The 13,525-nt window shown below is 67.1% G+C and carries 9 protein-coding genes and 4 pseudogenes; 3 read left to right on the top strand and 10 right to left on the bottom strand.

Features of this window, described 5'->3' with window-relative positions:
- The first annotated feature begins 4 nt into the window (after nucleotides 1-4).
- Nucleotides 5-780: pseudogene (locus tag ACETMP_RS23845) on the top strand (tetratricopeptide repeat protein).
- Nucleotides 781-840: 60 nt separating this feature from the next.
- Here the strand turns inward: ACETMP_RS23845 and ACETMP_RS23850 are convergent.
- The 7 genes and pseudogenes from ACETMP_RS23850 to rsmI form a co-directional block, all read right to left on the bottom strand.
- Nucleotides 841-2,130 carry a CpaE family protein gene (locus ACETMP_RS23850; RefSeq protein ID WP_375158100.1) on the bottom strand — a complete coding sequence of 430 codons (1,290 nt, stop codon included), beginning with the start codon at nucleotides 2,128-2,130 and terminating at the stop codon, nucleotides 841-843.
- Nucleotides 2,127-2,858 carry a CpaD family pilus assembly protein gene (locus ACETMP_RS23855; RefSeq protein WP_375158101.1) on the bottom strand — a complete coding sequence of 244 codons (732 nt, stop codon included), beginning with the start codon at nucleotides 2,856-2,858 and terminating at the stop codon, nucleotides 2,127-2,129. Before ACETMP_RS23855 ends, ACETMP_RS23850 begins: the two co-directional genes overlap by 4 nt.
- Before the next feature lie 52 nt (nucleotides 2,859-2,910).
- Entirely contained in the window at nucleotides 2,911-4,428 is a 1,518-nt protein-coding gene (locus ACETMP_RS23860) for a type II and III secretion system protein family protein (RefSeq protein WP_375161976.1), read from the bottom strand.
- Between the two features lie 10 nt (nucleotides 4,429-4,438).
- A complete protein-coding gene (gene cpaB, locus ACETMP_RS23865; protein WP_375158102.1) occupies nucleotides 4,439-5,251 on the bottom strand; it encodes a Flp pilus assembly protein CpaB in 813 nt (270 codons plus the stop codon).
- Nucleotides 5,252-5,702: 451 nt separating this feature from the next.
- Nucleotides 5,703-6,647 (bottom strand): glutathione synthase, encoded by a 945-nt coding sequence (gene gshB, locus ACETMP_RS23870; RefSeq protein WP_375158103.1) that lies wholly within the window; start codon nucleotides 6,645-6,647, stop codon nucleotides 5,703-5,705.
- A gap of 10 nt (nucleotides 6,648-6,657) precedes the next feature.
- Nucleotides 6,658-7,060: pseudogene (locus ACETMP_RS23875) on the bottom strand (YraN family protein).
- Nucleotides 7,047-7,998: pseudogene (rsmI, locus tag ACETMP_RS23880) on the bottom strand (16S rRNA (cytidine(1402)-2'-O)-methyltransferase). Before rsmI ends, ACETMP_RS23875 begins: the two co-directional pseudogenes overlap by 14 nt.
- Before the next feature lie 579 nt (nucleotides 7,999-8,577).
- On the opposite strand from rsmI, the gene ACETMP_RS23885 reads away from it, so the two are divergent.
- Nucleotides 8,578-9,513: a penicillin-binding protein activator gene (locus tag ACETMP_RS23885; RefSeq protein ID WP_375158104.1), complete on the top strand. Its 936-nt coding sequence runs from the start codon at nucleotides 8,578-8,580 to the stop codon at nucleotides 9,511-9,513.
- Between the two features lie 163 nt (nucleotides 9,514-9,676).
- Here the strand turns inward: ACETMP_RS23885 and hemW are convergent, their stop codons facing one another.
- Genes hemW through rph form a run of 3 tightly spaced genes read right to left on the bottom strand, consistent with a single transcriptional unit; the run spans nucleotide 9,677 to nucleotide 12,238 of the window.
- Nucleotides 9,677-10,861, bottom strand: coding sequence for a radical SAM family heme chaperone HemW (hemW, locus tag ACETMP_RS23890; protein WP_375161977.1), 1,185 nt, complete (start codon nucleotides 10,859-10,861; stop codon nucleotides 9,677-9,679).
- 16 nt (nucleotides 10,862-10,877) lie between these two features.
- Nucleotides 10,878-11,513 (bottom strand): RdgB/HAM1 family non-canonical purine NTP pyrophosphatase, encoded by a 636-nt coding sequence (gene rdgB, locus ACETMP_RS23895; RefSeq protein ID WP_375158105.1) that lies wholly within the window; start codon nucleotides 11,511-11,513, stop codon nucleotides 10,878-10,880.
- Between the two features lie 11 nt (nucleotides 11,514-11,524).
- Entirely contained in the window at nucleotides 11,525-12,238 is a 714-nt protein-coding gene (rph, locus tag ACETMP_RS23900) for a ribonuclease PH (protein WP_028133541.1), read from the bottom strand.
- A 167-nt stretch (nucleotides 12,239-12,405) separates the two neighbouring features.
- On the opposite strand from rph, the pseudogene hrcA reads away from it, so the two are divergent.
- Nucleotides 12,406-13,495 (top strand): annotated as a pseudogene (gene hrcA / locus ACETMP_RS23905) (heat-inducible transcriptional repressor HrcA).
- Nucleotides 13,496-13,525 lie beyond the last annotated feature (30 nt).

The following is a 13,525-nucleotide window of genomic DNA, read 5'->3' on the forward strand; positions in this document are numbered from 1 at the left end:
GAGTATGTCCAAGCGTTCGTCCCTCGCCTTCCCCCGGCGAGATTGCTGTTTCCCGTGCTGCTGGTGCTCGGCCTCGGCGGCTGTCAGACCGCCGGCATCGAGGATGTCACCGGCGCGCTCGGCACCCGGTCGGAAACGACCGCCAAGGCGGATCCCAGGCCGGACATGGACGCCCTGCGCGCGCGTTACCGCGCAAAGCCCGGCGATCCCGCAATGGCGATCGAATACGGCAAGGCACTGCGCGAGACCGGCCAGCGCGCCCAGGCGGTCGCGGTGCTGGAGCAGGCCGTGCTCGCCCATCCCAGCAACAAGGCGCTGCTCGCCGGCTATGGCCGCGCGCTCGCCGACAGCGGCAATTTCCAGCAGGCCTTCGACGTTCTCAGCCGCGCGCATTCGCCGGAGGATCCCGACTGGCGCATCCTGTCGGCGCAAGGCGCGGCGCTCGATCAGCTCGGTCGCCACGAGGAGGCGCAGCAATATTACGCGAGCGCCCTGAAGATCGTGCCCGACGAGCCGCAGGTCCTGTCCAATCTCGGTCTGTCCTACATGCTCCAGAACAATCTGCCGCGCGCCGAACAGGTGCTCGGCCGCGCCCATCAGCGCAATCAGAGCGATTCGCGGATTCGTGCCAACCTCGCGCTCGTGCTGGGATTGCAGGGCCGCCAGGCCGAGGCTGAAATCCTGGTCAAGGCAGATTTGCCGCCGGACCAGGCAGCGGCCAAAGTCACGGCGCTGCGGCAAATGCTGGCGAAGAAGCAGCAGCAGCGGGCCGAGAAGTAACCCGCCGTCCGACCGCGTTCTTGCTCGTCGCGTCCTCGCGAGGCGAAAACGCTGTCGCTGCTATGACGCCTTGCGGTGCGGCGCCGATGGGCGGCCCGACCGGCCCTTCAGCTTCTTCAGCAGCGGCTCAAGCAGCGAGCGCTTCGGCTTCTTCACCTCGCCGCGGCCGGCGAGGCGGTTCGCCATGGTCTGAAACAGCGCGGTGGTGCGGTGATTCTTGGCGACTTCCGCGATCATCTGGCCGTTATTGGCCGCGGTCGAGAACAGCTTCGAATCGAACGGGATCACCGCGATCGGCTGGCTCTCCATGGTCTTGGCGAAGGCCTTGACGTCGATCTCCGCGCGCTTGTGCATGCCGACCTGGTTGATGCAGTACAGCGGCGGCCGGTCATTCGGTCGTGCCGCCTTCAGCACGGTCAGCATGTTCTTGGTGTTGCGCAAGTTCGCGAGATCGGGCTCGGCAACGATCACGATGTCGTCGGCGTTCACCAGCGCGCGCCGCGTCCAGCCGGACCATTGGTGGGGAACGTCGAGCACGATACAGGGCGTGGTCATGCGCAGCGTGTCGAACACGGCGTCGAAGGCTTCGGCGCCGAAATCGTAGACCCGGTCAAGAGAGGCAGGCGCAGCGAGCAGGCTGAGGCGCTCGGTGCATTTGGCGAGCAGGCGCTCCATCAGCGCCGTGTCCGGCCGGTCCTGCGACAGCACCGCGTTGGCGATGCCCTGGACCGGATCCTGGTTGTAGTCGAGGCTCGCGGTGCCGAAGGCGAGGTCGAGGTCGATCACGACGGAATCGAGCGAAAGGTCGCGGGCGATGGTCCAGGCCACGTTGTGCGCGACGGTGGAGGCGCCGACGCCGCCCTTGGCGCCGACCACCGCGATGACGCGGCCGGTGATGATGGCCTCGGAGGCCGAGAACAGGCTGCAGATCGAGCGGACGACGTCGAGGGTCTCGACCGGTCCGATCACATAATCGTTGACGCCGCGGCGCACCAGCTCGCGATAGGGCGCCGTGTCGTTGGGATTGCCGATCACGACCACGCGGGTGCCTGGGTCGCAGACGCCGGCGAGGTCGTCCAATCCCTCGAGGATGTCGCGCGTGCCGTCGGATTCGATCACGATCACGTTCGGCGTCGGCATCGATTCATATACTTCGATCGCCGCGGCAAGGCCGCCGTCCTTGGCGGTGAGGTGCGCCTTGGCGAGTCGGCGGTCCTGCCCCGCCGCGGTCACCGCTTGGAGCGTCTGCTCGGTCTCGCAAAAGGCCTGCACGGAGATGCGAGGAACCGGCGCAATGTGTTCCTCGGGGTGCCCTTGGTCGTCCGAATCTTCGTCGTGGAGCCGTGTCATTTGCCGGTATCGCTGAGCTTGGCCTTGTCGGCGTCGGGGTTGGGTGTCGCGACCGCGGTGCCCTTGCGATAGCGCTCGAAGGCGATGTCGCGCCGCGCGGTGTAGGCCGGCGTCTCGGACCGCGGCTGCTCGAGGTCGGCGGGGTTGTCGATCATTGCCGCGAGGTTGCGCTGGCTGGCGCAGCCCAGATTGAAATAGGGCCGGTTCTCGTTGTAGCCGGGATCGAGGATGGAGGGGCCGATGTCTTCCGGCCACAGACCGCAGGGACCCGCGACCGCGGTGATCTTCGAATAGCTGAGGCGGATGGTGGGCAGCAGCCCGGGGTCTTCAGGGCGATAGGGATGCTGGACGATGGCGCGCGCCGGCACGCCGCCGGATGTGAGTACGGAGCGGATCTCCCGATAGGTCGCGGCCGCCGCGCGTGAATTTGAGCTGTCGACGGGGACGTCGACGACGACGGAGCCGGTGCCTTCGCGCACCCAGTCCCGCGCAATGCCGGCGACATCCGAATGCTGCGGGGCCGACAGGCCGCCGCGCGCCTTGCCGACGAAGATCACGATCGACTTCCTGCCCTCCTGCACCGCGATCGGGTGGCGCTGGCGGTAGTCGGTCGGTACCGTCTGAGTGATGTCGCCGCTGGTGTTGCAGGCGCCGAGCATGACGGACAGCCCCGTCAATGCCAGCGCGATCCCAAAGCTGCGACGTCGATCGGCAGATGTTGTCGTCATCGCCTGGTCCCCTCTTGCCCCGTTGCTTGCCGCGGTCCCCAAACCGTTCGCCTCAGTCGATGATGAAGCCGAAATCGCCGGGCGTGCCGTTGATCGGATCGACGCTCCGCGTGGTGCCATAGAGCCGGTTCATGCGGCCGAGCAGCGCGGTCTGCGCATCGGAGGCCGGTGCGAAGCCGTCGTCGGGCCGCGACAATTCCTTCTGCGCCACCGCGCGCACCACATAGGGCGTCACGATCACCATCAGCTCGGTCTCGTTGTTGACGAAGTCCTGACTGCGGAACAGCGCGCCGATGATCGGCACCTGGTCGACGCCCGGCAGGCCGTTGATCGCCTGCTTGGTCTGCTGCTGGATCAGGCCCGCCATCGCCATCGAGCCGCCCGAGGGAATCTCGAGCGTGGTCTCGGCGCGGCGGGTCTGGATCGAGGGAATGGTGATCGAGTTGCTCGAGGTCGAGGATACCGCCTGCGTCAACGTGATCGAGTTCGTATTCGACAGTTCCGACACCTCGGTCATCACCCGCAGGCTGATGCGGCCTTCGCTCAGCACGACCGGGGTGAAGTTCAGGGAGATACCGAACTTCTTGTAGGTGACCTGGGTGGTACAGACGTGGGTGACCGGATCGCAGGAATAGCCCGCGGGGATCGGGAATTCGCCGCCGGCGATGAAGGTGGCGGATTCGCCCGAGATCGCCGTCAGGCTCGGTTCGGCGAGCGTCCGCATCACGCCGGCGCTTTCCATCGCGCGCATGGTGGCGCTGACGGTGGCGACGCCCTTGGCGAGGCCGGCGACGCCGAGCCCGTTGCTGCCGACGATCGGGCCGCCCGAGACCGAGAACGGGTTGGAATTGTTGAAATTCACCACGGCCGTGCCGGCATTCAGGCTGGCGCTGAGATCGACGCCGAGCTGCTTGACGATGTCGCGGCGCACTTCGCCGACGACGACCTTGAGCATCACCTGGTCGCGACCGCGCACGACGATGTTGTTGACGACCTTGTCCGATCCGCCGACCAGCTTTGCGGCGACGTCGCCGGCCTGCTGCGCCTCGACCGGGCTTGACACCGATCCGGTCAGCATCACGCTGTCGCCGACGCCCTCGATCTGCACGCCCGGCAGCGACTGGCGCAGGGCCGTCCGCATGCCGTTGAGATCGCGCTTGACCGCGATGTCATAGGAGGCGACCTGCTGGCCGTCGGCGGCGAAGAAAACGACGTTGGTCTGGCCGACCTGACCACCGATGATATAGGCGCGCTGAGCCGAGCGGATCACCGCATTGGCGATCTTGGGGTCGGCCACCAGCACGTCCTTGACCTCGCGGGGCAGGTCGATGACGACGGATTTGCCGATGCCGAGCGAGAGAAAGCGCGTCCGCGCCGACGCGATCGTCGCGACCGGCGACACACCGAGATCCGGCGCCTGGATCGGCGCCTGATCGCCGACCGGCGCCTCGGCGGCGTCAACGGAACCGGGCGCCGCGAGCAGCCCCAGCATCAGCATCGTCCCCGTCCAGAACGAGCGCGCGCGCTTCCCCCGAATGCGCAGGCCCATCCGATCATCCCCGTAATTCATCATGTCCCCATCACTTCTGTGACGTCAGTTGCCGCGTCTGCACGCCGTAGCGGATGACGTCGATGCCTGCGGAGCGCTTTGCGCCCTGGTCCTCGACGCTGACTTCCGTCGCGTTGGCATCGACGATGCTTCGCAGCGCAAGCTGGAGCGTGCCGCCCTGCCGCGCGGCCGACAGCGTGGCGACCTGGTCGGGCTTGAGCTCGAGCGTGACGGTCTTGCCGACTACGGCGGTCTGACCGTCCTTTTCCTTCGGCGCCTGATCGATCGCGAGCACGCGAATGTTGGTCAGGATGACTTCGGACACGATGAGGTCGTTGCCGGCGGTCGGGCCGTTGGTATCGGGATTCTTCAGGCGACGCGTCAGCACGATATCGACGCGGTCGTTCGGCAGGATGAAGCCGCCGGCGCCGGTTTCGGCGGAGATCTCGGTCGAAACGGCGCGCATGCCGGAAGGCAGGATCGCGGCCATGAAGCCGGAGCCTTCGGCCTTGACCAGCTTCTGCTCGCGGATCGGCTCGCCCTGCATCAGGGGGACGCGCGCGATCGAGCCGGCGATCTGGCTCTGCGCCTCGGGTCTGCTGTCACGGCGGATGAAGGCGCTGCTTGCGGTCGCCGCCGGCCAGGTCTGCCATTGCAGATCCTCAGGCTTGAGCGCCTGGCCGAGCTGGATGTCGTTCTTGGCGATGAGGACTTCAACCGTCGGCAGCTTCTCGACGACGGCCTCAACGGGCGCGGGGGCATTCTGATAGCCGCTCGCCAGATACGCAGCGACGCCGCCGGCGGCCAGCGCGATGACGAGAACGACAATGCGTGCGGTGTTCATACGCTTTACTCATACGCGGGGCACTCGAACCGCACCTGGCGGGTTCCCCCGTGTCGATGAGTAGGGAGTAAAAGTATAAGGGGTGTTGCGAGGCCGGGCGCGCTCACCGGCTGGGACGCTGGTTCTCGGCAGATGGTGAACGCGGCGTTATTCAGTCGGCCAGCGGCCCCGTAGTTTCACGTAAGCGCGCAGGTGCGTTGGCCCGATGCGGAGGGCGTGATGGTGAATGGGTGGTTAGTGATGAGCTCGCGACGATGCGAGTGAGGCCGTACTAGCTCGCCGCACCAACGCTGTCGTCCCCGCGAACGCGGGGATGCATAACCGCAGGGAGGAGCGGCGGTGCGAATCGGCAACTCCGAGTCCCCGCAACCATACCTTCTTGTGGTTATCGTCCCGGATCTGCGCTTCGCTTGTCCGGGACGACGTTCGGGAGTGCGATCATTGCGGTGGGCTACTTCTTCCGCTTCTCTTCGATCACGTCCCAGATCTTCGCGGCGACGTCGGGCCCGCCGAGCCGCGCGATGGCGCGGATGCCCGTGGGCGAGGTCACGTTGATCTCGGTGAGGTTGCCGTTGATGACGTCGATGCCGACGAACAACAGACCGCGCTCGCGCAAGGCCGGGCCGAGGGTGGCGCAGATCTCGCGCTCGCGCGGGGTGAGCTCGGTCTCCTGCGCCGCACCGCCGCGCACCATGTTGGATCGCAGGTCGTCGGCGGCCGGCACGCGGTTCACCGCGCCGGCGAACTCACCGTTGACCAGGATGATGCGCTTGTCGCCGTGCTTCACCTCCGGGATGAACTGCTGGATCACCCACGGCTCCCTGAACGTCACGGAGAACATGTCGAACAGCGAGCCGAAATTCATGTCCTGCGGCATCACACGGAACACCGCCGCGCCGCCATGGCCGTGCAGCGGCTTCATCACGACGGCACCATGCTTGTCGCGAAACGCGTTGATCTCATCGACGTCGCGCGAGATCAGCGTCGGTGGCATCAGCTGCGGAAAGTTCATCACGAACAGCTTTTCCGGCGCGTTGCGGACCGAGGCGGGATCGTTGACCACCAGGGTCTTCGGATGGATGCGCTCCAGAAGATGCGTCGAGGTGATGTAGGCGAGATCGAACGGCGGATCCTGGCGCAGCAGCACCACGTCGAAGCCGTTCAGCGCCTCGCGCCTGGGCTCCCCTAGCGTGAAATGGTTGCCGGGCTCGTCGCGCACGGTCAGCAGATGAACCGGAGCGACGATCTCCTCGCCGACCATCGAGAGCTTGTCGGGCGTGTAATAGGACAGGCCGTGGCCGCGTCTCTGCGCCTCCAGCAGCAGTGCGAAGGTGGAATCGCCCTTGATGTTGATGCGGGCGATGGGGTCCATCTGGACGGCGACGTTCAGTTTCATGGTCTGCCTTTCAGGTCGAGGCGTCGAATGCCGCCAACACATGGCGCGGAAGTGAGCGCGGCGCAATCAGCATGGCGTCAGAATCGCAATTCGAATTCGGCATGCTCGGGATGCGCGACGAGCCAGCCTTGCGCGGCATCGATGATGCGCCGCTGCTGGCGCGGCGTCACGGCAAAGGCGGCATCGTCCAGCGTCGCGCGCGCCTTGACCTCGACGAACGCGATCAGGTTGCGGCGGCGCGCCACGATGTCGATCTCGCCATGCGCCGTGCGGTAGCGCTTGGCGAGAATGCGATAGCCCTTGGCCATGAGAAAGGCGGCAGCGCGGCTTTCCGCGGAGATGCCGGTGTGAAACGCGGCGACGCGCTCGGGCGAGGCGACCTTTGGTTCCCTGGGGATCTCAGTCTTCGCCATCGCCGCCCCGCGAATCCTTTGCGAGCTCGAGCGCGCGGGCATAGACCTCGCGGCGCGGCCGGCCCGACAGCGCGACGGCATGCGCGACCGCATCCTTGACGCTGTGCGCGGCCAGCTGCTCGCGCAAGAGGCCATCGAGCGCATCCATCGTCAGCACCTCGGCATTCGCGGGCGGCGGGCCGATCACCAGGACGAACTCGCCGCGCGTCTCCGGCGCGTCCGCCTGCCGCGACAGCTCGGCGAGGGGCGCGCGTCTGACCTCCTCATGCAGCTTGGTCAGCTCGCGGCAGATTGCGGCGTCCCTGCTCGCCCATGATCTCGGCGAGATCGGTCAAAGTGGCCTGCATCCGGTTTCCGGACTCGAACATCACCAGCGTCGCGTCGATCCGCGCGAGCTCGGCCAGGCGGGCGCGGCGCGCGGCGGACTTCGACGGCAGGAAACCCTCGAAGAAGAAGCGGTCGGTCGGCAGCGCCGCCACCGACAGCGCGGCGAGGACGGAAGACGGGCCCGGCAGCGCGTGCACGGAGTGGCCGGCGGCGCAGACCTCTCGCACCAGCTTGAAGCCGGGATCGGAGATCAGGGGCGTGCCGGCATCCGAGACCAGCGCGACGGAGCCGCCGGCCGCGAGCGCCTCCAGGATTTTTGGACGGGCGGTTTCCGCATTGTGCTCGTGATATTGCTTGAGCTGCGCTGCGATGGCGTAGCGCTCGGTCAGGCGCCGGGTGATCCTTGTGTCCTCGCAGGCGATGACGTCGACGCCGGCGAGGGTCTGCAGCGCCCGCAGCGTGATGTCGCCGAGATTGCCGATCGGGGTTGCGACCAGATGCAGGCCCGGTGCCGCCTTCGGCGCGGTGAACCGATGGGCATCGATGGAGAAACCGCGCGAGGCGGCCTCTTGAGCTTCAGACGTATTTATCGGGGCCGGCTTTGCGCGCATAATGAGGTCAACTTAGGCACGATCCGCAGGGCTGGGAACCGGCTTGCCGAAAAAGATCGTGGCGAGGTGAGGGGCTGGGAACGGGGGGAACGGACGGGAATGTGATCGGTCGGGATCACGTCGGGAGGGGGTGAGGGCCCTCGCGCCATATTCGCGACGGAAACTCCGCCTTGATGCTGGATGAGCGACGGCGAACAGCTGCCGGGACAGGAAGGCGGCCGCGTTAAGCGGTTATTATCCTTTTGTTTTGGTTAACTATTTGCCGACAATATGCCTGAATCCGCGGCCTGCGCCGTGGAAGGAAGATCATGACCGGCCGGCGACGGCGGGTCAGAAGAGAAGCTGCCATGGTGGGCCCGCGTTTTCCTAAGTCTCCCATTCCGGGGTCCCTGATGTCGGGGGCGACCCGCCGGAGCGCGCTCGGCCTGTTGCTCGGCGCGCCCCTGCTGTCGGCCTGTGCCGGCGTGCAGCAGAGTCTCAGTCAGTTCTCCAACCCATTCGAGCTCGGCTCCGCCAGCCCAGCCGGCCGGTCCTCCGCAGCAGGCGACGACGGCCGGCACCGGCGGGGTCAAGGTCGCCGTGATCCTGCCGCTGTCCGCGGCCGGCAATGCCGGCCTTGCCGCGCAATCCATGCGCAACGCCGCCGAGATGGCGCTGGCCGAGTTCCAGAACCCGAACATCCAGCTCCTGATCAAGGACGACAACGGCAGCCCGCAAGGCGCCCAGGCCGGCGCGCAGCAGGCGGTCGACGAAGGCGCCGAGATCATCCTCGGGCCGCTGTTCGCGCAATCGGTGCCGGCGGTGGCGCAGGTCGCGCGCACGCGCGGCATTTCCGTCATCGCGTTCTCGACCGATTCCAGCATCGCCGGCCGCGGCGTCTATCTGCTCTCCTTCCTGCCGGAATCCGACGTCAATCGCATCGTCGAATATTCCGCCAGCATCGGAAAGCGTTCGCTCGCCGTGCTCGTGCCCGACAATGCCTATGGCAATGTCGTCGAGGCCGCGGTGAAGGTGGCGGCGCCGCGCCGTGGCGGGCGCATCGTTGCGTTCGAGAAATACGGCGCCGATCGCGCCACGCCGGCGCGCACGGTGGCGCAGCAGCTCGGCAGTGCGGACGCGCTGTTCATCGCCGATGACGGCGATGCCGTGGTGTCGGTGGCCGACGCGATGACGGCCGCGGGCGCGAATCTGCGCAACATCCAGCTGCTCGGCACCGGCTTGTGGGACAATCCGCGGGTCTATGCCAGCGCCGCGCTCCAGGGGGCCTTTACGCTGCGCCCGACCCGGCCGGCTTCCGCGCCTTCTCCGGCCGCTACCGCACCAAATACGGCGCCGAGCCGATCCGCACCGCGACGCTCGCCTATGACGCCGTCGCGCTCGTCGCCGCGCTCGCGCGCACGCAAGGCACCACGCGCTTCTCGCCCGACGTGCTCACCAATCCCTCCGGCTTTGCCGGCATCGACGGCCTGTTCCGCTTCCGCGCCGACGGCACCAATGAACGCGGTCTTGCCGTGATGAAGGTGACGCAAGGCGGCGGCGTCGCGGTCGCAGGCTCGCCGAAGAGCTTTGGAGCGTAGCTCCGGACGACGGTGCCGTAGGGTGGCCCACGCATTTTTTGCGGTCGAGTGAGATGGTGGGCACGGCGCAAGTGCGCCTTTGCCCTCCCTACAGGATCCCGTTATGCCGCGAGATCCGCGACCACTGCATCGAGCACCGGGAATCCACTGCTGGTCACGCGCAGGCGTCCCGTTGCATCGACCGTGATTGCGCCTTCCTCGCGCAAGAGCGCGATGCGCTTGGGGTCGAGCGGACGGCCGGAGAGCGCCTTGTAGCGTTCGGGGTCGATGCCTTCGGCGAGGCGCAATCCCATCAGCAGGAATTCGTCGGCGCGTTCCTCGCTGTTGAGCAGCTCGTCGGTGACCACGCCATGGCCGTTGGTCTCGACCCGCAGCAGCCAGGCCTCGGGACGCTTCTCGGTGGCGGTGGCGTGCCTGACACCGTCGATGTCGAGGCGGCCATGGGCGCCGGGACCGATGCCGGCGTATTCCTCGCCGCGCCAGTACACCAGATTGTGCCGACACTCGGCGCCGCGCCGCGCGTGGTTGGAGATCTCGTAGGCGGGCAGACCGAGCTTGTCGCAGGTCTCCTGCGTGACGTCGTAGAGCGCGCGCGCGACCGCTTCATCCGGCGTCTTCAACTTGCCGGCCTGGTGCAGGCCGAAGAACGGCGTGCCTTCCTCGATCGTCAGCTGATAGAGCGACAGATGCTCGGCCGCTTCATCGATGGCGAGGCGCAGCTCATCGGCCCACATCGCCGGCGTCTGGTCAGGGCGGGCATAGATCAGGTCGAACGAATAACGGTCGAACGAACGGCGCGCGATGGCGACGGCATCGAGCGCCTCGCGCGCGCTGTGCAGGCGTCCCAGCGCCTTCAGCGAGGCGTCATCAAGCGCCTGCACGCCGAGCGAGACGCGGTTGACGCCGGCGCTGCGATAGCCGGCAAAGCGCGTGGCCTCGACGCTGGTCGGGTTGGCTTCGAGCGTGACTTCGACGTCGCGTGCGACGGTCCAGTGCTTGCCGATCGCATCGAGCACCGCGCCGACGGTTGCGGGCTGCATCAGAGATGGCGTACCGCCGCCAAGGAAAATCGAGGTGACTTCGCGGCCGGGCGCGCGCGCCGCGGTCGTTTCGATCTCGCGCGCGAACGCGGAGGCAAAGCGCGCTTCGTCGATCGCGGCGTGGCGGACATGGCTGTTGAAGTCGCAATAGGGGCACTTCGACAGGCAGAACGGCCAGTGCACGTAGACGCCGAAGGCTTCGGATTGTCGTTTTGACGCGTTTTCCCGGCGCGAACCGGCATCCACTTCGCTCGAAAACGCTCTATCGCGGCTCAAGGCAGATCTCCGCCAGTTTCCGGAAGGCGCGGGCACGGTGCGACAGGCCGAGACCCAGCGGCGGCAGGCCGTGCTTCTCGATGCTCTCCATCTCGCCGAAGGTGCGGTCGTGACCATCGGGCAGGAACATCGGATCGTAGCCGAAGCCGGCGTTGCCGCGCGGCGGCCAGACCAGAGTGCCATCGACGCGCGCCTCGACCTCTTCGAGATGATGGTCGGGCCAGGCCACGCACAGCGCGGAGACGAAATGCGCTCTCCGGCGGTCCGGCGTGGTGGCGCCGCGCTCCTGCAACAGGCGCTCGATCTGCGCCATCGCCGCGTTGAAGTCCTTGGTCGGGCCGGCCCAGCGCGCGCTGTAGATGCCGGGCGCGCCGTCGAGCGCGTCGACCGCGATGCCGGAATCGTCGGCGAAGGCGGGCAGTTTGGTCGCCTGCGCCGCCGCGATCGCCTTGATCGCGGCGTTGCTGCGGAAATCGTTGCCGGTCTCCTCCGGCTCGGCGAGGCCGAGCTCGCCGGCCGACACCGCCTCGACGCCGTGGGGCGCGAGCAGCTCCCGCATCTCGGCCAGCTTGCCGGGATTGTGGGTAGCGACGACGAGCTTTCCGGTGATTCGGCGGTGCATGGGCCTATTGACTACGCCACAGCCAGTTTCTGCAAGTCCACCAGACGCGCAACGCCCTTGCGCGCCAACGCCATCAGCGCCAGGAACTCGGCTTCCGTGAACGGTTCGCGTTCCGCCGTGCCCTGCACCTCGATGATGCGGCCGTCGCCGGTCATGACGAAATTGGCGTCGGTCTGGGCTTCCGAATCTTCGGCATAATCGAGATCGAGCACCGGCGTGCCGTTGTAGATGCCGCAGGAGATCGCGGCGACGTTGTCGCGCATGACGTTGGCCTTGATCATGTTGCGCGCCTTCATCCAGTTGACGCAGTCGGCGAGCGCGACCCAGGCGCCGGTGATCGAGGCCGTGCGCGTGCCGCCGTCGGCCTGAAGCACGTCGCAATCGACCGTGATCTGGCGCTCGCCGAGGGCCTCGAGGTCGACGATGGTGCGAAGCGAGCGGCCGATCAGACGCTGGATCTCGACGGTGCGGCCGCTCTGCTTGCCGGCGGCGGCCTCGCGGCGAGTGCGTTCCGAGGTGGCGCGCGGCAGCATGCCGTATTCGGCGGTGACCCAGCCGCGGCCCTGGCCCTTCAGCCACGGCGGCAGGCGGTCTTCCAGCGTGGCGGTGACCAGCACATGGGTGTCGCCGAACTTCACCAGGCAGGAGCCTTCCGCATATTTGACCACGCCGCGCTCCAGCGTCACGGGGCGCAATTCGTCGGGCGCACGGCGGCTTGGCCGCATGGGAAATCCTCCAAAACTCACGGGAAAGGCTGTTGGCGGTGCTTGTAGGTGGGGCGAAGGTGGGCGGCAAGGGCTTATTCGGCCCCTGATTCCGGGCCGGCAAACGCCACGCTTGTCAGAAGCGCCCGGGATGGACAAATTATGAGGACCTGAGAGGAGTTACCGCTGTGGCCCATCACGATCCGATCCATCTGATCGCGCCGCGCGCAGGCCTCGCCCAGCTCAACGAGCGTTCCCGCGATATCTTTCGTCAAATTGTCGAAAGTTACCTCGCGACCGGTGAGCCCGTGGGCTCGCGCAATATCTCGCGCCTGATCGCGATGCCGCTGTCGCCAGCCTCGGTCCGCAACGTCATGGCCGATCTGGAACAGCTCGGCCTGATCTATGCGCCGCACACCTCCGCCGGCCGGCTGCCGACGGAACTCGGCTTGCGCTTCTTCGTCGATGCCCTGATGCAGGTCGGCGACCTCAACGAGGCCGAACGGCAGTCGATCCAGAGCCAGCTCACGTCCGTAGGCCAGGCGCACTCGGTCGAGGCGGCGCTGGACCAGGCGCTGACGCGGCTGTCCGGACTGACGCGGGCCGCGGCGGTGGTGCTGACGCCAAAGTCCAATGCGCGGCTCAAGCACATCGAATTCGTCCGCCTGGAACCGGAGAAAGCCCTGGTCATCCTCGTCGGCGAGGACGGCCAGGTCGAGAACCGCGTGCTGACGCTGCCCCCTGGAGTTCCGTCCTCGGCGATCACCGAAGCCGGCAATTTCCTCAACGCGCGAATCCGCGGCCGCACCCTGGCCGAGGCGCGGCTCGAGCTTGAGACGGCGCTGGGCGAGGCCCGCGCCGAGCTCGACCAGCTCGCACAGAAGGTGATTTCCGCCGGCATCGCCAGCTGGTCCGGCGGCGAGAACGAGGACCGCCAGCTCATCGTGCGCGGCCATGCCAATCTGCTGGAAGATCTGCACGCGCTGGAGGATCTGGAGCGGGTGCGCCTGTTGTTCGACGATCTCGGGGACCAAGCGCGGCGTGATCGATCTGCTCGGCCGGGCCGAGACGGCCGAGGGCGTGCGCATCTTCATCGGCAGCGAGAACAAGCTGTTCTCGCTGTCGGGGTCCTCCACCATCATCGCGCCCTATCGGGATGCCGCCGGCCACATCGTCGGCGTCCTCGGGGTGATTGGCCCGACGCGGCTGAATTATGCCCGCGTGATCCCGACGGTGGACTATGCCGCCCGCATCGTCAGCCGCCTTTTGGGGGGCTGACCGGCCTTTCCGCCGATCACGGGCGCTTGA

The sequence above is a fragment of the Bradyrhizobium dasycarpum genome, assembly GCF_042019905.1.
In the GTDB taxonomy this organism is placed as follows: Bacteria; Pseudomonadota; Alphaproteobacteria; order Rhizobiales; family Xanthobacteraceae; genus Bradyrhizobium; species Bradyrhizobium japonicum_B.

Excerpts from the sequence above, each read along its gene's own strand:
- ACETMP_RS23850 (WP_375158100.1), bottom strand. The coding sequence starts at position 2,130 with ATGACACGGCTCCACGACGAAGATTCGGACGACCAAGGGCACCCCGAG.
- ACETMP_RS23855 (WP_375158101.1), bottom strand. The coding sequence starts at position 2,858 with ATGACGACAACATCTGCCGATCGACGTCGCAGCTTTGGGATCGCGCTG.
- ACETMP_RS23860 (WP_375161976.1), bottom strand. The coding sequence starts at position 4,428 with ATGAATTACGGGGATGATCGGATGGGCCTGCGCATTCGGGGGAAGCGC.
- cpaB (WP_375158102.1), bottom strand. The coding sequence starts at position 5,251 with ATGAACACCGCACGCATTGTCGTTCTCGTCATCGCGCTGGCCGCCGGC.
- gshB (WP_375158103.1), bottom strand. The coding sequence starts at position 6,647 with ATGAAACTGAACGTCGCCGTCCAGATGGACCCCATCGCCCGCATCAAC.
- rdgB (WP_375158105.1), bottom strand. The coding sequence starts at position 11,513 with ATGCACCGCCGAATCACCGGAAAGCTCGTCGTCGCTACCCACAATCCC.
- rph (WP_028133541.1), bottom strand. The coding sequence starts at position 12,238 with ATGCGGCCAAGCCGCCGTGCGCCCGACGAATTGCGCCCCGTGACGCTG.